11 protein-coding genes are annotated in these 17,680 nt (G+C 74.5%); 4 read left to right on the top strand and 7 right to left on the bottom strand.

All coding sequences use genetic code 11. The features are described 5' to 3' along the window. Window positions 1-160 precede the first annotated feature (160 nt). From LRS74_RS29530 to LRS74_RS29515, 4 genes are read left to right on the top strand one after another with little or no spacing between them, the layout of a single operon-like run. Window positions 161-649, top strand: coding sequence for a hypothetical protein (locus LRS74_RS29530; RefSeq protein WP_277743852.1), 489 nt, complete (start codon window positions 161-163; stop codon window positions 647-649). Then, window positions 646-1,413, top strand: a complete 768-nt coding sequence (locus tag LRS74_RS29525) for a transcriptional regulator (protein ID WP_277743851.1) — start codon at window positions 646-648, stop codon at window positions 1,411-1,413. Before LRS74_RS29530 ends, LRS74_RS29525 begins: the two co-directional genes overlap by 4 nt. Before the next feature lie 37 nt (window positions 1,414-1,450). Beyond that, complete coding sequence (locus LRS74_RS29520) at window positions 1,451-1,885, top strand: roadblock/LC7 domain-containing protein (protein WP_277743850.1); 435 nt, start codon at window positions 1,451-1,453, stop codon at window positions 1,883-1,885. Window positions 1,886-1,935: 50 nt separating this feature from the next. Beyond that, window positions 1,936-2,307, top strand: a complete 372-nt coding sequence (locus LRS74_RS29515; RefSeq protein WP_277743849.1) for a hypothetical protein — start codon at window positions 1,936-1,938, stop codon at window positions 2,305-2,307. A 125-nt stretch (window positions 2,308-2,432) separates the two neighbouring features. Here the strand turns inward: LRS74_RS29515 and LRS74_RS29510 are convergent, their stop codons facing one another. The 7 genes from LRS74_RS29510 to LRS74_RS29480 form a co-directional block, all read right to left on the bottom strand. Further along, window positions 2,433-3,815, bottom strand: a complete 1,383-nt coding sequence (locus tag LRS74_RS29510; RefSeq protein WP_277743848.1) for an FAD-binding oxidoreductase — start codon at window positions 3,813-3,815, stop codon at window positions 2,433-2,435. Window positions 3,816-4,004: 189 nt separating this feature from the next. Further along, window positions 4,005-5,828 (bottom strand): FAD-dependent monooxygenase, encoded by a 1,824-nt coding sequence (locus LRS74_RS29505; RefSeq protein WP_277743847.1) that lies wholly within the window; start codon window positions 5,826-5,828, stop codon window positions 4,005-4,007. After that, the gene (ubiG, locus tag LRS74_RS29500) at window positions 5,815-6,609 is read right to left on the bottom strand and encodes a bifunctional 2-polyprenyl-6-hydroxyphenol methylase/3-demethylubiquinol 3-O-methyltransferase UbiG (protein ID WP_277743846.1); all 795 of its coding nucleotides are present in this window, start codon (window positions 6,607-6,609) and stop codon (window positions 5,815-5,817) included. Before ubiG ends, LRS74_RS29505 begins: the two co-directional genes overlap by 14 nt. A 44-nt stretch (window positions 6,610-6,653) precedes the next feature. After that, the gene (gene asnB / locus LRS74_RS29495) at window positions 6,654-8,498 is read right to left on the bottom strand and encodes an asparagine synthase (glutamine-hydrolyzing) (RefSeq protein ID WP_277743845.1); all 1,845 of its coding nucleotides are present in this window, start codon (window positions 8,496-8,498) and stop codon (window positions 6,654-6,656) included. A 1-nt stretch (window position 8,499) separates the two neighbouring features. Beyond that, window positions 8,500-9,033: an SRPBCC family protein gene (locus LRS74_RS29490; RefSeq protein ID WP_277743844.1), complete on the bottom strand. Its 534-nt coding sequence runs from the start codon at window positions 9,031-9,033 to the stop codon at window positions 8,500-8,502. 107 nt (window positions 9,034-9,140) lie between these two features. Then, window positions 9,141-9,830, bottom strand: a complete 690-nt coding sequence (locus LRS74_RS29485; protein ID WP_277743843.1) for a class I SAM-dependent methyltransferase — start codon at window positions 9,828-9,830, stop codon at window positions 9,141-9,143. A gap of 121 nt (window positions 9,831-9,951) precedes the next feature. Beyond that, a complete protein-coding gene (locus LRS74_RS29480) occupies window positions 9,952-17,520 on the bottom strand; it encodes a type I polyketide synthase (protein WP_277743842.1) in 7,569 nt (2,522 codons plus the stop codon). Window positions 17,521-17,680 lie beyond the last annotated feature (160 nt).

The raw sequence follows: 17,680 nt of genomic DNA, 5'->3' as shown, positions 1-17,680 counted from the left end.
CGATTTCAGGACAGCTCATCGCATGTTCCACAGGAAATTGCCAAAAGCTCTCACAGTTCACGGCACGTTGCGTAACCTCTTCGTCACCCGCTCGGCCGCCCGCGCGAGCGTGCGATGAACCCCCGTATGAGCGTGTGACCCAGTGAGGGAAGGAAGCCGCGTGCCCGGGATCGACGAGTGCCTGCTGGAAGCCATGGCTCTGCCGGGAGCGCGCGGCGCCGCGGTGATCGACTGGGTCAGCGGCCTCTCCCTCGGCGTGATCGGCCACTGCCCCAACGGCGACCACGAGGCCAGCGCTGCGGAGAGCGCCGAACTGGCCCGTATGGCGGCCGAGTCCACCATCTACGCGCTCGAGGACGCGGCCGGGGCCGGCTCCGGTTCCCGCTCCGGGGATCCGGCCGCGGCCGGTACCGGGACGGGTGCCGCGAGCGGTGCCGGGTCGGGCGCCGGGACCGGCGGCGCGGCCAAGGGCCTTCCCGTCGAGGACATCATCGTCACCACCCGCGACGGCTACCACTTATCGTGCTTCGTACAGACCACGTTCGACAGCAGTGTCTTCCTGGCCCTCTGGCTGGACCGCGCCGAGGGCAACCTCGCTCTCGCCCGCATCCGGCTGCGCCAACTGGCCGAACGGCTGGTGCTGTCATGACCGCCTCGGCGCTGACCACGCTCACGGATCTGGCGGCCGAACGGGCCACCGGCGCCCTGCTGGCCGACTCGGGCGTCGTCTACCTCGTCGACGGCGAGGTGGTGCACGCCGAGAGCCCCGCCGCCCCCGGCATCGACGTGTTGCTCACCCACGGCGGCCGACTCCCCGCCGAGAGCTGGCAGGAGGCGGTCGACCGCGCGGGGCCGCAGCGGCGGGTCGGCAGCTTCCTGGTGTCCAGCGGCCAGGTGGCCGGCGGCGAGTTGGAGATCTGCCACCTCAGCGCGCTGTTCGACGCCGCCTACTTCGCCCTCTCCCCCGACGGCGGCCCGGTCCGCTTCCGCTCCGGGGCCGTCCACTGGCTCGGCCCGGTGCGCCCCGTACGCGTGGCCGCCGTGGAGCGGGAGATCCGGCGTCGCAGAGCGCTGCTGGACCGGCTGTGGCCGCGCCCGGAGGCCGACACCGCGCCCGTGGTGCCCTGCGACACCGACGTCCGGGCGGCCGCCGTCACCTGCCGCCAGCGCGCCGTGCTCTCGCTCGCCGACGGCGTCCGCACCGCCACGGCCATCGCCTGGCTGCTCGGCCGCCCGGCCTTCCACACCCTCGTCGACGTGCGCCGGTTGGCCGCCGCCGGCCTGGTCCGCACGCCCCCCGTGGCGCCCGCCCGCGCCGCGCCCCCCGTACCCCCCTGGGTGGCGTCCCCCTCCGCCGACCCGGACATCGCCCTGCTTCGCCGGCTCCGTGACGCTTTGGAGGCACAGCTGTGAGTTCCCGGTCCGCCCACGAGGCCCGTCGCGCGCCGTCATGAAGCGGGCACTGAGACAACGCGCCGAAAGGAGGCAGCTGTTGACCGCCGAGCCGGACATCCTGGAGGAGCTGCGCGGCCTACGGGCCCGCGTGCCCCACCTCACCGGGGCCCTCGCGGCCAGCGTCGACGGACTCGTCCTGGCCCAGGACACCGCCGCCGTGGAGCCCGAGGGGGTGGCCGCGCTCACGGCCGCCGCCCTCGGGGTCGCGCTGCGGCTCACCGAGGCCACCGCCCGCGGCGACTTCCGCGAGCTGCTGATCCGCGGCGACAGCGGCTACGTCGCCAGCTACGCCGCCGGATCCTCCGCCGCCCTCACCACCCTCGCGGGCCCGCGCACCAACGTCGGGCGACTGCACCTGGAGGCACGTCGCTCCAGCGCCCGCATCGGAGCCCTCGTGGAGGGCGCCCTGACCCGCATGGAAAACGCCTGACCCTGTCGTCACACCCGTCACGACCCTCATCGAAAGGACACACGAACATCATGGCCAACACCGAAGCCGCCCTCAAAGAAGCGATGGCCTCCATCGAGGGGTCCCTGGGCGTCGCCCTCGTCGACTACGCCAGCGGTATGGCGCTCGGCACCCTGGGCGGCAGCAAGGACCTCGACCTGACGGTGGCCGCCGCCGGCAACACGGACGTCGTCCGTGCCAAGGTGCGCACCATGGAGCTCCTCGGGATGAAGGACGAGATCGAGGACATCCTCATCACCCTGGGGCACCAGTACCACCTCATCCGGCTGCTCAAGGGCCCCAGCGGCGGCCTGTTCCTCTACCTCGCGCTGGACAAGGCGCGGGCCAACCTGGCCATGGCGCGGCACCAGTTGAAGCGCATCGAGGCGGATCTGGAGGTCTGACCCGCCGGGTGATCCCCGAAACTCCGCGCGGGCGGGCCTGGCAGAGCCCCGCCCGCGCGGACCCGCGCCACGCACCGGCACCACGCACCGGCACCACTCCACCGGCACCTCGGCGTACGGCCGCCCTACGGCGACAGGTAGGGGTGGAACACGCCGTGCGGATCGTACGCCGTCCGCACCGCGCCCAGCCGGTCCCAGTCCTCCGGGGTGAAGGACCGCCGGGCGCGGGAGGGGTCGGCGGTGAGGTCGGCCTCGGCGATGTAGTGGCCGGTGCCCAGGGGCTCCACGGCGGCCATGGTCTCGCGCAGCCAGTCGACGTTGGCCTCGTCCCGCGCGGGGTCGTCCCAGATCGCGTAGGGCACCGCGTAGCTGGTGCCCAGGACCGAGAAGGCCATGTTCCGCAGCAGCTCCGGGTCGGTGGAGGCGGGCTTGAGGGGGGCCAGGACGAGCGATCTGCCGGAGGGCGCCCGACCGAGGGCCGCGGCGAGCCGGGAGAGGAGCGTGACGTAGTCCGCGTCGGACCACAGCGTGTCGGCCACGCAGCGATGGTGCTCGGGCCACAGACGCGCCGAGGCGGCGTAGAGGGCGTCGAGCGTGGTGGGTTCGGCGATCCGCCGGGACACGGGCGTCACGGTGTCGGGGTGGTCGCTCAGCGGCGCGAGGGCCCGGCCGGCGCCGTCCCGGGACTCCGCGAAGGCGATGGCCACGATGGCGAGGACCACCTCGCCACCGGCCGTCGGCGGGCGGGTGGGATCCATGGCGGCGAGTGTGAAGGAGAGCTCCACGTGCGCCGGCAGCTCGCGGGCGGCGTCGGTGGCCCAGCGCACCGCCGTCTCGAGGTCCTCCAGCCCACAGACGTACGAGGTCGTCGCGAGGGCCGCCGGCCGCGGACGCAGGGCGAGGTGGAAGGCGGTGACGACGGCGAAGAAGCCGGGGCCGGCGCCACGAGCCGCCCAGAACAGCTCGGAGTGCTCGTTCTCGTCGCAGTGCACCACCGTGCCGTCCGCGGTCACCGCGTCGATGCCCCGTACCCCGGCGCAGGCCGGGCCCCACTGGCCGGAGTTCCAACCGAGACCGCCGCTGAGGAGGTATCCGCCGACGGCGACGCTGCCGCAGTGGCCGGTGGGGAAGGCCAGGCCCAGGGTGGCGAGTTCACCGGCGAGTTCCGCGCCGACGACCCCGGGCTGCACCACCGCCGAGGCGGCGGCGGTGTCGATGTGGTGGCGGCGCAGCGCGGACAGATCGAGCAGCAGCCCGGAGTCCCGCAGCGGCGAGCCGCACCAGCTGTGCCCGCCCGCGCGGACGGCCACCCGCCACCCCTGGGAGCGGGCCAACGCGAGGGCGGGCGGCACGTCCCGCTCGGAGGCCGCGCGGACGATGGCGTCGGGGTGGCGGTCCGGGGTGAACCGGTTCCACAACTCGCCCGCCCGGACGTCGTGGTAGTCGGGTTCTCCCCTGCGGACGACCGTGCCCTCGATGTCCGAAGCGTGGGGTGGGGGCCCGCCCATGAGGTCCTCCTCGCCGTGGTGGCAGCGTCGGAGCGCGGGACGGTTTCAGCGTAGCGCGGCCGGCTCGCTTCCCCCACCGGAGCGAGCCGGGGCCCGGTCTGCCGGGCGCCGGGGGCGGCCGCGGGTGGCCCGGGGCAGGGCCACCCGCGGGTGGGGCGCGGGGACGCCGTACGGCGGTGTACCGGGCCGCTAGCGGGGGTGTGCCGCCGTAGCGGGTGCCGTGTCGCCGGGCGGCACGGACGCCTCGGGGTGACACAGGACGCGGGCCATGACGGCGGGCAGCGCGGCGGCGCTCTCGCCGGTCGCGGCGCGCCAGGCGACGTGGCCGTCGGGGCGGACCAGCACCGCGCCGTCGGCGGCCACCTCCCGGACCCGCTCCCAGGTGCCGTACGGGTCGCGGAGCCCCGGGCCGGGGCCGACGCGGGTCACCGTGATCTCCACCCCGGTGCGCCGGGCGGCCTCCCGGGCCGCCTCGTGCCAGGGCCCGTCCTCGGTGCCGGTCAGCAGCACGAACCGGCCGCGGCCGGTGACGTCCAGGGTGGAGCAGCGGCGGCGGCCGTTCTCCAGCCAGGCGTGCGGGAGTCGGGCCCCCGGCCGGGTGGTGGGGTGGTAGAAGAGCTCGGGGTCGGTGTCCCGGTCCGGTTCGGGGGTCTCGTCGGGCACCATCGCGCCGCTGCCGTAGCGGTAACCGAGCTCCACGCCATGGGCGTTGACCTGGTATTCGATCCGCTCGGTGGCGGCGGCGAGGGCGGCGCGCCGGGCCTCGCCCTCCTTCGACTCCTCCGTCAACTCCCCGAGCAGCCGCCACTGTTCGGCCGCGCTCTGCCCCTCGGCGAAGCCCAGCGCCTCCGGGATGCCGTGCAGGTCCAGCATGGACCGGAAGGCCCGGTCGACGGCCTGTCGGCCGATCGGCTGACGCTCGCCGTGGTAGGTCTCCAGCAGTTCGGGACCGGCCTGGCCGGCCAGGACCAGGCGGAGCTTCCAGCAGAGGTTGAAGGAGTCGGCGACCGCGGTGTTCAGCCCCAGGCCGTTGGTCGGCGGGTTCTGGTGCACGGCGTCGCCCACGCAGAAGACCCGGCCGCTGGAGTAGCGCGGGGCGACGGCGCTGCTGAGCTCCCAGGGCGAGATGTTCTTGATGGTGATCGGCACGCTGGAGTCGCCGAGGCTCTCGTGGATGCGGTCCCGCATCGCCTCGGGGTCGTTCGGGTCGAAGCCGGCCGCCGGGTCGTCGGTGGAGAGGAAGACCCACTCGTTCCAGGGCCGGATGGAGATGAAGACCCGGAGGTCCCCGACGCGGTCCCCGGGCAGGGTGCCCATGTAGAGGATGCCGGGGCGGTGCGCGGCGTAGCGGGAGAGGTCGGCCTCGAACCAGGTGGAGACGGCCTTGGCGAACCCGGTGGGGCCCTCGACGTCGATCCCCAGCTGGCGCAGCACCCGGCTGCGCGCCCCGTCGGCGCCGATGACGTAGTCGCTGCGCACGGTGTACTCGCGGCCCGACGCCCGGTCCACGATCACCGAGGTGACGCCGTGCTCGTCCTGCTCCAGGGAGCGGAATTCCTGGCCGAACCGCAGCTCACCCACGCCGGCCTCCTCGACCTCCCGGGCGAGCAGCGGCTCCAGCAGGTGCTGCGGGAGGTTGCACATGGGCTCGGGGCTGGCCGCGCGGTAGTCGCCGACGCGGGCCGGGCCGTTGCCGTAGGCGTCGAGTCTGGCGATCTCGAAGCCGGCGAAGGTGGTCATGAAGACGTGGTTGGCCAGGAACTCGGTGGGGGCGGCGTGCTCCCGCAGCTGGTCCCCCACCCCCAGGTCGCGGAGGATCTCCCCGGTGCGCTGGTTGATGAGATGGGCGCGCGGGGTGTGCGCGGTCCCCGGGTACTTGTGCACCAGGAGGTGGCGGACGCCGTAGCGGGAGAGGGCGAGGGAGGCGGTCAGGCCGGCCGGCCCGGCGCCCACGATCAGCACCGGCACCCGGATCTCCGGTGCCACCTCGGCGGTGCGGTCAGTGTCCGGCATGCGTGTTCCCCTCGGCCTTGCGGGCGTACCCGGCGTAGATGATGGAGGTGTCGGTGTTGTGGGCGAGCGCGAACTGGCGGCCCAGCTCGCCGTAGCTGATCTCGCCGCGGGCCCGGCGGCGCAGCAGCCGCAGCACCTCGCGCTGGCTGCGGCTGGAGCCGAAGCCGACCAGGTCCTGGTTGCCGAGGCCGTGCTTGGCGAACAGGGCGTGCAGTTCGGTGGGTTTGATGAACTGCTTCCAGTCGTGCAGGTTGCGCGGCGCGAAGCTGACGGACCGCCAGTCCTGGGCCATCTTGATCATCACCAGCCAGGAGCGGAAGGTCCGGTTGATGGTGTCGTAGAGGTAGTAGCCACCCGGCCGGAGCACCCGGACCGCCTCGCCCACCGCCTGGTCCGGGTCGGTGACGTGCTCCAGGGTGTCGCAGCAGTAGACGAGGTCGAACGACCCGTCGGGGAAGGGCAGCCGTTCGGCGACTCCGTGCCGGTACTCGATCTCCAGCCCCGACTCGGCGGCGTGCGCGGTGGCGGCGGCCAGCGACTCCTTGGAGGGGTCGAGGCCGGTGACCCGGCAGCCCGCGGCGGCGAACCGCTCGGCGAGGAGGCCGCCGCCGCAGCCCACGTCGAGGACCCGGAGACCGTCGAGGTCCAGGTGCAGGCGCCGGGTGAGGACGGTGTGGAAGTAGTCGAACCGGGCCGGGGTGAACTCCTTGAGGGTGGCGAACGGCTGGTCGTCGCGCCACCAGGCGTCCGGGGCGTTGTACAGGTCGTTGTCGACCGCCATGAGCGGTGCTCCTTAGGGGAGTCGGAGATGTCGACGGACGGTCGTCAGGAGATCTTGAGGGCCGGTCGTCGGAGGTCCAGCCAGGTGGCCAGGTCCAGCACCCGCTCGAACGCCTCGCGCTCGTCGCGCCGTACGGCCTCCGGCGGGGCGGCGGCGGCCTTGCGGAGCGCGTTCCCGTCGAAGAAGTCCACCGCCTGGTGGCCGGCGGACAGCCGCTCGGACACCTGGCGCTGCAGCGCGCCGACGTAGGCCAACTCCTGGGTGTGCGGGTAGAGCGCCTTGGTGCGGTCGGCCACCGAGGCCGGCAGGAGGTCGCGTACGGCCGCGCGCAGCAGGCTCTTCTCCCTGCCGTCGAAGGTCTTCATCGCCCAGGGGGTGTTGAAGACGTAACTGACCAGCCGGTGGTCGCAGAACGGGACCCGGACCTCCAGGCCGACGGCCATGCTCATCCGGTCCTTGCGGTCCAGCAGCATGCCCAGCAGGCTCGTCAGGTGGACGTAGCAGTGGTGCCGCATGCGGCGCTCGTGCGGGTCCTCGCCCTCGGGCCCCGGCACCTCGGCCACGGTCTCGGCGTACCGCTGCGCCCAGTAGCCGGGCACGTCGAGGGTCTTCAGCAGCAGCTCCGAGTCGATGAGCTTGGTCGGGTGGCCGGACGGGTCGAGCCCGGACGCGGTGACCCAGGGGAACATGTCGACCTGCTGCACCGCCGGGATGTGGAACCAGGGATAGCCGCCGAAGATCTCGTCGGCCGACTCGCCGGAGAGCGCCACGGTGGAGTGCTCGCGGATCGCCTTGAACAGCAGGTACAGCGAGTTGTCGGCCTCGCCGAAGCCGAAGGGCAGGTCGCGGGCGGCGACGGTGGCCTGCCGCACCTCGGGGTTGGCCAGCTCCTGGTGGTCGATGCGGATGTCCTGGTGGAGCGCGCCGACGTGGTCCACGACCTGGCGTGCGAAGGGGGCGTCCTGGGTGGCCCGCAGTTCGTCGTCGGTGCGGAAGGCGCCGCTCTGGACGAAGTCGACGGTGAAGGAGCGCACCTGGCGGCCCTGTTCGCGCAGCTTCCGGGCGGACAGCGCGGTCAGCGCGCTGGAGTCCAGGCCGCCGGAGAGCAGCACGCACAGCGGCACGTCGGCCACCAGCTGCCGGGCGACGATGTCGTCGAGCAGCTCGCCGACGCGCCGGACGGTGGTCTCGGTGTCGTCGCGGTGTTCGGCCACCTCCAGCTTCCAGTAGACCCGCTCGCGCAGCCCGGAGCGGTCGACGGTGACCAGCGCGCCCGGCTTGACCTCGCGCATGCCCGCCCAGACGGCCCGGCCGGGCGCCTTGACGAAGCCGAAGAGCTCGCGGAGGCCGTCGGTGTCGACCACCGACTCGGCCAGCGGGTGGGCCAGGATGGCCTTGGCCTCCGAGCCGAACAGCACGCCGTCCTTGGTCGGGTAGTAGTAGAGCGGCTTGATGCCGAGCCGGTCCCGCAGCAGCACCAGCCGCTCGGTGCGGCCGTCCCAGATGCCCAGCGCGTACATGCCGTTGAGCCGGTCGGCGACCGCCTCGCCCCACTCCAGATAGCCGCGCAGCACCACCTCGGTGTCGCTGGCGGTGCGGAAGGCGTGGCCGCGGCGGCGGAGTTCGTCGCGCAGCTCGGTGAAGTTGTACGCCTCGCCGCTGTAGGTCAGGGCGACCGGACCGTCGGGGGTCTCCGCCACCATGGGCTGGACGCCGCCCTCGATGTCGATGACGGCCAGCCGGCGGTGGCCGAGTGCGGCGTGCCGGGACACCCAGCTGCCCTCGGCGTCCGGGCCGCGGCAGACCATGGTCTCGTTCATCGCCTGGAGCGAGGGCCGTTCGCGCTCCAGGTCCCGCTGGAAGGAGATCCATCCGGAGATGCCACACATGTCAGTGCCCCTTCACCGTGTATGCGACGCCGCTCCCGGCGGCCCGGCTGAGCATGTGGTCGCGCAGCCCGTCGATGTGCGACCGTCCCGTGGGCGCGATGGAGAACCGGTCCAGCGGTCCCTGGAAGAAGCTCCACGGGCGGCGCAGCTCGGCCGCGAAGCGCCAGCTGAAGCGCGACCCTTCGGGTGTGGGCTCGACGACGTAGTCCTCGATCAGATGCCGGAAGATCGAGCGGGTCGCCTCCACGCCGGTGAAGGTCTTCCGCCGCCCCTCCTCCCAGCGGTAGAAGCGCTCCCGCAGCACGAAGTTCCCGCTCATGTCGATCTCCCTGGTGGTGCCGACCCCGAACGGCCGCGGGGAGGTCCAGCGGAGTTCGTTCATGCCCTTCGTCCAGCTCGACACCTCGTCCCCGGTGAGCGCGGCCCAGGTCTGCTCGGCCGGGAAGGGGATGTCCACGGATCGGGCGTGGCGCAGCGGCGCCGTGTCGAAGAACGCGTCGTCGACCTCGTCGATCGCGTACCAGCGTGTGCCCACGGGCGAAGTCCTCTCTTGCGGGGCGGTCATGCGGTGGTGCCGGGCTCTCACCGGCGGTGCTCGGCGGCGCGGTCACGGCGCCGGGCACCGGTGCTCGGCGGTGGCGCTCAGCGGGCGGTGCGGGCCCGGAACAGACCGACGCAGCCGCGGACCACCAGGTCGTGGCTGACGAAGTGCTTGGTGAGCTGGTCACGCAGGTCGTCGAGGCTGTCCTGCTGGTTGTGGAAGACGCCCTTGGCGTTGAGCTTGGCCATCAGGGACCGGCCGGCGCGGGTCACCGGTACGCCGGAGGACAGGATGGTGCTGCCGAAGACCACCCCGCCCGGGCGCACCACCTCGGCGGCGTGGGCGAGCGCGACGCCCTTCTCCCTGATGCTGCCGGGTATGCAGTGCAGCAGGAAGCTCAGGGCGACCGAGTCGTGGGACGCCTTGGGCAGCGGCAGCGGCTCCAGCGCGTTGGCCCTGACCTGGGTGGTGCGGAACTTCGCCAGCCGCTTGGCGGTGAAGTCCAGGGTGGCGGGGTTGAGGTCGACCAGGGTGATGCGCGGGTCGGAGACCGGGAACCGGCAGTGGTCGAGCAGATAGCCGGTCCCGACGCCTATCTCCACGTGCTCGGCGCCGACGCAGGTGTCGTACATCCGCAGGAAGTTCCGCGGCGAGCAGCGCCAGAACAGGGGTGAGCTGCCGCGGTAGACCAGCAGGTCGTAGAAGGTCAGCGCGCGCTTGTCGTAGGCGGACTGGCCGTCGAGGACGTCCTGGTCGACCGTTCCCAGGGGGTGGCCGTGGTCGATGCTCATGTGTCGCCTTTCTGCGTCGGGGCGGGGGCGTGCGGATGCGGGGATTCGGGGGCGGGCGGGGCTTCGGGGGTTCAAGGTGCGGGCGGGGGGCCGGGGGTTCGGGGGTTCGGGGTGCGGACCGTCACGGCAGGGTGCTGAGCCAGTCGGCCATGGCCCGTAGGGTGTCGGGGGCGTGTTCCCCGATGACCGTGAAGTGGTCCCCCGGCACGTCCACGGCGGTGTGGGCGAGCTGCCAGGAGGCGCGCCAGTCCTCGGCGGGGTAGCCGGGGAGCGGCTCGACGGCCCGGAGCAGCAGGGTCGGCGCGGCGACGGCCTTCGGCCGCCAGTCCGCGAAGAGCCGGTCGTAACCGCCCATCGCGGTGAGGCAGTCGTCGTCCCACTGCTCCCCCGTCGAGGGGGACGCCGCCCCCTGCCCGCCCATGAGCCGGCCGGCGACGGCGGTGTACACCTGGGGCAGGTGCGCGCCGTCGGGCCGGTAGCTGTCCAGCAGGACCACCGCCGTGGGCGGGGTGCCCTGCTCCTCCAGCCGTGCGGCCACCTCGTGGGCGACCCAGCCGCCGGAGGAGTGCCCGAGGATCACGAACGGCTCGCCCCCGGCGCACCGCCGGGCCTCCTCGGCGTGGAGCAGCGCGAGCGCGTCGAGGTCGGCCGGGATCGGCTCGCCGGCGGTGAACCCCGGCGCGGGCAGGGCCCACAGATCCTGCTGGCCGCGCAGCACGGTGCCGAGCCGGGCGTACTGCTGGGCCGCGGAGCGACCCGCGAAGGACGGGAAGCAGAGGATGCGGGGGCCGTGCGGACCGTGGGACAGCCGTACGGGGGCGGGGGCCGCCGGCGGCGGCGCGGAGGCGTCGAAGGCGGGGCGGAACCGGGAGGCTGTCATGAGCAGTTCGCGGATCTCCCCGAAGCGGTCGAGCCGTGCGGCCCGGAGCGCGAGCGAGGTGAGGGTGGACTCCCCGCCGGGTGCCCCGCCGCGCGCTCCCGCGGTCGACGGCCAGGCGGTCGACGGCCCCACGGCCGGCGCCGCCCCGCTCGGCGCGGAGGGGCCCTCCCCCGCCGTCGGGGCCCAGGCGGCCTCCAGCCCGTCCAGCAGATGGGCGGTGAGCGCCTTGAGGGTGGGGTGGTCGAAGACGACGGACGCGGCGAGCGGCAGTCCGGTGGCGGCCCCCAGGCCGTTGCGCAGCTCGGTCGCCGCCAGCGAGTCGAAGCCGAGCTCCGGCAGGCCGACGCTGTGCTCCACCTCCTCGGTCGTGGGGTGGCCGAGCACGGCGGCCACCTCGGCCGCCACCAGTTCACGTACGGTCGCGTCGCGTTCGGCGGCCGAGAGCCCGGCCAGCCGCGCCCGCAGCGCGGCAGGACCCTCGACCTCGTCCAGCCCGGCCCCCGTGCCCGCGCCCTGCGCCGCGGCCGCGGACGGCGTGGCGGCGCGGGACGGCGCATCGGCCGCCGGTGCGCCCGTCGCCGTCTCGGTGCCGAGCGCGGGGGACCAGTCGGGCCAGTACCGCCGTCGTTGGAAGGCGTAGGTGGGCAGCGCGACACGGCGCGCTCCGAAGCCGCCGAGCACGGACCGCCAGTCCACCCGGACGCCCAGGGTGTGGGCCTGGGCCAGGCCCGTGAGCAGACTCTCCGACTCGGGACGGTCGCGCCGCAGCAGCGGCACCGCGGCGACCGACGCGTCCGGATCGGTGTCGCGATCCTGGACCAGCGCCGAGAGCACCCCACCGGGGCCCAGCTCCAGACAGCGGGTCACGCCGTCCGACGCCATCCGCCGCACGCCGTCGCCGAACCGCACCGCCTCCCGAAGATGGCGCACCCAGTGCTCCGGGGAGCGGACCTCCCGCCCCACCCGGTCGCCGGTCAGGTTGGACACCAGGGGGATCCGCGGGGCGGCGTACGACAGCCCCGCGACCGCCCGGCCGAACTCGGCCAGCACGCCGTCCATCAGCGGCGAGTGGGCGGCGCGCGCGATCCGTACCCGCCGGGTTCTCCGTCCGCGGGCCGCGAAGGCGGCCGCCAGCTCGGCCACCGCCGCCTCGGCTCCGGAGACCACCGTGGCCCGGGGGGCGTTGACGGCGGAGACGGAGACCTGGTCCTCCCGCCCGGCCAGCAGCGGCACCACCTCGTCCTCGCTCGCCTCCAGCGCCACCATGGCGCCGCCGTCCGGGGCGCTGTGCATCAACCGGGCCCGGACCGCGACCAGTTCGCAGGCGTCCGGCAGCGACAGCACACCGGCGACATGGGCCGCGGTCAGCTCGCCCAGGGAGTGCCCGCTGACGTAGTCGGGCACCACGCCCCAGGACTCCAACAGCCGGGCCAGCGCCACACCGAGCGCGAACAGCGCGGGCTGGGTGTACACCGTCTCGTCCAGCAGCGCGGCGTCGGCGGAGCCCTCGGGCGCGAACATCACCTCGCGCAGCGGTCGGTCCGGCTGGGCGCCGAGGCGCCGGTCCAGCTCCGCGCAGACCTCGTCCAGCGCCACCGCGAACACCGGGTGGGCGGCGTGGAGTTCGCGGCCCATGCCGGGCCGCTGGCTGCCCTGGCCGGGGAAGAGGAACGCGGTCCGACCGCCCGCCGCGACGCCGTGCACCAGGCCGGACGCGGCCCGTCCGGCGGCGAGCGCGTCCAGCCCGGCCAGCAGGGCGTCCCGGTCGCCGGCCACCACGGCGGCGCGGTGCTCCAGGGCGGACCGGGTGGTCGCCAGGGACCAGCCGACGTCCACCGGGCGCGAGCCGGGCCGTTCGGCGAGGTGCTCCCGCAGCCGCGCGGCCTGGGCGCGCAGCGCCGCCCGACTTTTCGCCGACAGCAGCCAGGGCACCACCGGCGCGGGCCGCGCCGTCCCGGCGGCGTCGGGCACCGCGTCGGACGGGTCGACGGAGACGGAGCGCCCGGGCACGGGGGCGGGCACGGCATCGGGGTCGGGGTCGGACGGTGTCTCGACGCCGCGGCCGGGGGCCGCCGACGCGGCGACCACCCCGCCGGAGGGGGCGTCGTCCCCGTCGCCCGGGGCCTCGGAAGCGGCGGGATCGGAAGCGGCGGAATCGGCGGGCTCGGCGGGCGGGGCCTGTTCGATGATGGCGTGGGCGTTGGTGCCGCTGACGCCGAAGGAGGAGACGCCCGCCCGGCGCGGGCGCCCGGTGTCGGGCCAGGGGACGGCGCGGTCGAGCAGCGAGACCGCGCCGGTGGACCAGTCGACGTGCGGCGTGGGCTCCTCGGCGTGCAGGGTGCGCGGCAGCACGCCGTGGTCCATCGCCAGCACCATTTTGATCACCCCGGCGAGCCCGGCGGCGGCCGCGGTGTGGCCGATGTTGGACTTCACCGTGCCCAGCCAGAGCGGTCGGTCGGCGGGCCGGCCCTCACCGTAGGTGGCGAGGAGCGCCTGGGCCTCGATGGGGTCGCCGAGCGCGGTGCCGGTGCCGTGCGCCTCCACCGCGTCCACCTCGGCGGCCGTCAGCCGCGCGTTGGCCAACGCCTGCCGGATCACCCGCTGTTGGGAGGGCCCGTTGGGCGCGGCCAGGCCGTTGCTCGCGCCGTCCTGGTTGGTCGCGGTGGAGCGCACGACGGCCAGCACGGGATGGCCGTTGCGGCGGGCGTCGGAGAGCCGCTCGACCAGCACCACGCCGGCGCCCTCGCCCCACGCGGTGCCGTCGGCGGCGGCGGAGAACGCCTTGCACCTGCCGTCGGGGGCCAGCCCGCGCTGCCGGCTGAAGCCGATGAAGGCGAGGGGGGTGCTCAGCACCGTCACGCCGGCCGCCAGTGCCAGCGAGCTCTCCCCGCTCCGCACCGACTGGCAGGCCAGGTGCAGCGCCACCAGCGAGGAGGAGCAGGCCGTGTCCACGGTGACGGCGGGTCCCTCCAGGCCGAAGGTGTACGCCAGTCGGCCGGAGATCACGCTGGCCGCGTTGCCGGTCAGCGCGTAGCCCTCGACGCCGGCGGCCGCCGCGCCGATCATGAGCTGGGTGTAGTCCTGGCCGCTGGAGCCGGCGAAGACGCCGGTACGGCTGCCGCGCAGCGACTCGGGCGCGATGCCGGCCCGTTCGAACGCCTCCCAGGCCGTCTCCAGCAGCAGCCGCTGCTGCGGATCCATGGCCAGCGCCTCACGTGGGCTGATCCCGAACAGCGCGGCGTCGAACTCGTCGGCGTCGGCGATGAAGCCGCCCTCGCGGGTGTAGGTGCGGCCCGCCCGTTCCGGGTCGGGGTCGTAGAGCGTCTCGATGTCCCAGCCGCGGTTGGCGGGGAAGGCGGAGATCGCGTCTTCGCCGGCGTCGACCAGCCGCCACAGGTCCTCGGGCGAGGCGACGCCGCCCGGGAAGCGGCAGGCCATGCCGACGATCGCGACGGGGTCGTCGTCGGCGGCGACCGTGACGGCCGCCGGAGCGGGCGCCGCGGTCTCGGGGTGCGTGCCGAGCAGGTCGGTGAGCAGCCGCCCGCCCAACTCCTCGGGCGTCGGGTGGTCGAACACGACCGTGGCCGGAAGCCGCAGTCCGGTGGCGGCGTTGAGGCGGTTCCGCAGTTCCACGGCGGTGAGGGAGACGAAGCCGAGCTGGGTGAACGGACGCCCTCGCTCGATCGGCTCGTCGATGCCGAGCACCGCGGCGATATGCGTCTCCAGCAGCTCGGCGACGGCGCGGTCCCGCTCCGCCGGCGACAGCGTGGCCAGCCGGCGACGCAGCGCGTCCGCCGCGGTGTCGGGGTCCTCGGCGGAGTCCTTCGCCAGCGCGTGGCTGGACGTGGCGGGCAGGGTGTCGACCCAGAAGCGACGGCGCTGGAAGGCGTAGGTGGGCAGCTCCACCCGTCGTCGGGGCCGGCCCGCGAAGGCCGGGGCCCAGTCCACGGTCACGCCCCGGGCGTGCGCCTCGGCCAGCGAGGTCAGGAAGCGCCGCCAGCCGCCCTCGTCGCGGCGGAGCGAACCCACCACCACCGCGCGGGCGTCGGCGGCGTCCACGGTCTCCTCCAGGGCGGCCGTGAGCACGGGGTGCGGGCTGATCTCGACGAACGCGGTGTGGCCCAGTCCGGCGAGGGCCCGCACGGCGGGCTCCAGGCGCACGGTCTCGCGCAGGTTGGTGTACCAGTAGCCGGCGTCGAGCGCGGCGGTGTCCAGCCAGTCGCCCGTCACCGTGGAACGGAAGGGGATCTGGCCCGTGCGGGGCGCGACCGGCGCCAACGCCTCGGCGAGCTCCGCCTCGATGGCTTCGACGTGGGGCGAGTGGGAGGCGTAGTCCACCTCCACGCGGCGGGCCCGTATCTCGCGGCGCTCGCAGGCGGCGGTCAGCTCGTCCAGGGCGTCCGCGTCGCCGGAGACGACGACGGAGGCGGGGCCGTTGAGCGCGGCGACGGTGATCCGGCCGCCCCAGGCGGTCAGCAGCTCCTCGGCGGCCTCGCGCGGCAGGGCCAGGGAGACCATGCCGCCGCGGCCCGCCAGCACGGAGAGGGCGCGGCTGCGCAGCGCGACGACGCGGGCGCCGTCCTCGAGGGAGAGGCCCCCGGCCACCACGGCGGCGGCGATCTCGCCCTGGGAGTGGCCCACGACCGCGGCGGGCTCGACGCCGAAGGAGCGCCAGAGCGCGGCCAGCGACACCATGACGGCCCAGAGCACGGGCTGCACCACGTCGACCCGGTCGAGGCCCGGCGCTCCCTCGACGCCGCGCAGCACCGCCGTCAGGGACCAGTCCACGAACCCGGACAGTGCGGCCTCGCACGCGGCGACGCGGGCGGCGAACACCGGTGAGGTGTCCAGCAGTTCCACCGCCATGCCGACCCACTGGGCGCCCTGGCCGGGGAAGACGAACACCGGGCGGCCGCCGTCGGCCGCCCGGCCGGTCACCGCGCCGGGCGGGGCGGCGTCGCCCTCGGCCAGGCCGCGCAGGGCCGCGGCGACGTCGTCCCGGTCCGCCACGACCAGCACCGCCCGGTGCTCCAGCGCGCCGCGCGTCGTGGCGAGCGACCAGCCCACGTCGGCCGGGTCCAGCTCGGGGTGGGCGGTGACGAACTCGGCCAGCCGCCCCGCCTGGGCGCGCAGTGCCCGCTCGTCCTTGGCGGAGACCAGCCAGGGCAGCCAGGGCACCGAGGCGCCGGCGACAGCGCCCCTCGCGGTCGGGGTGTCGCCGTCGACCGGAGCCTGGCTCGCGCCTTCCGTCTTCCCGAGTTCCGTCTTCCCGAGTTCCGTCTTCGCGCGTGCCGTCCTCGCGGGTCCCGCCTTCGCGCGTCCCTCCGAAGTCCCGGCTTCCGTTTCCGTCGGGTCCTCGCCCGCGGACTTCGGGGCCTCGGTCGCCGGCTCCGGACCCGGCTCGGACTCCGACTCCGGCTCTGGGTCCGGCGCCTGCTCCAGGATCACATGCGCGTTGGTGCCGCTGACGCCGAAGGAGGACACCCCGGCCCGCCGCGGGCGCTCCGCCGCGGGCCAGCCGGTGTGCTCGGTCAGCAGCTCCACCGCGCCGGCGGACCAGTCCACATGGGGCGACGGCGCGTCGACGTGGAGGGTGCGCGGGAGCTCGGCGTGGCGCAGCGCCATGACCATCTTGATCACGCCCGCCACACCGGCGGCGGCCTGGGTGTGGCCGATGTTGGACTTCACCGAGCCCAGCCACAGCGGCCGGTCGGCGGGCCGGTCCTGGCCGTAGGTGGCCAGCAGGGCCTGGGCCTCGATGGGGTCGCCGAGCGCGGTGCCGGTGCCGTGCGCCTCCACCGCGTCGATGTCGCCGGCCGACAGCCGGGCGTCGGCCAGCGCCTGCCAGATCACCCGCTGCTGGGAGGGGCCGTTGGGCGCGGTCAGCCCGTTCGAGGCGCCGTCCTGGTTGACGGCGGAGCCGCGGACGACGGCGAGCACCGGATGCCCGTTCCTGCGGGCGTCCGAGAGCCGCTCCACCAGGAGCAGGCCCACCCCCTCGCCCCAGCCGGTGCCGTCGGCGGCGGCGGCGAACGCCTTGCACCGGCCGTCCGGCGCCAACCCCCGTTGCCGGGCGAACTCCACGAACATCCCCGGCGAGGCCATCACGGCCGCCCCGCCGGTCAACGCCAGCTCGCACTCCCCGCGCCGCAGCGCCTGGCACGCCAGATGCAACGCCACCAGCGACGACGAACAGGCCGTGTCGACGGTGACCGCCGGCCCCTCCAGCCCGAAGACGTAACTCAGCCGGCCGGAGATGACGCTGGCCGCGCCCCCGGAGAGCAGATAGCCCTCGAAGTTCTCGGTGGCCCGCTGCACCAGGGCCGCGTACTCCTGGTGGCCGGTGCCGACGAACACCCCGGTTCTGCTGCCCCGTACCGCGGCCGGGTCGATCCCGGCGCGCTCCCACGCCTCCCAGGCCGTCTCCAACAGCAGCCGCTGCTGGGGGTCCATCGCCAGCGCCTCGCGCGGTCCGATGCCGAAGAAGGCGGCGTCGAAGCGGTCGGCGTCGTGGAGGAATCCGCCCTCTCGCGCGTAGGTCTTGCCGAGCGCGTCGGGGTCGGGGTCGTACAGGTCCTCGGTGTCCCAGCCGCGGTCGGCGGGGAAGGCCGAGACCGCGTCGCGCCCCTCGGCCACCAGCCGCCACAGCCTCTCGGGGCTGTCGACGCCGCCGGGGAACCGGCAGGACATGCCGACGACGGCGATGGGCTCGCCGTCGACGGCCTCGCGCTCCTGGAGCCGTCGGCGGGTCTCGGTGAGATCGGCGGTGACCCGCCGGAGGAAGTAACGGAGCTTGTCGTCATTCTCCACGCTGACGCCGTCCCTCGCTGGATGCGGCACGTGCGGTGAGTGCCCTGATTCCGCTGAGTGCCTGGGGTGCGCTGAGTGCCTGGGATGCGCTGCCTGACTGGGATGCGCTGAGTGCCTGGGGTGGGCTGCCGGACTGGGGTGGGCTGACTGTCTGGGGTGC

Origin of the sequence: Streptomyces sp. LX-29 (assembly GCF_029541745.1) — a bacterium.
In the GTDB taxonomy this organism is placed as follows: domain Bacteria; phylum Actinomycetota; class Actinomycetes; order Streptomycetales; family Streptomycetaceae; genus Streptomyces.
The sequence above is the reverse complement of the archived record's forward strand: the minus strand, read 5'-3'. Positions and strand labels throughout refer to the sequence as shown.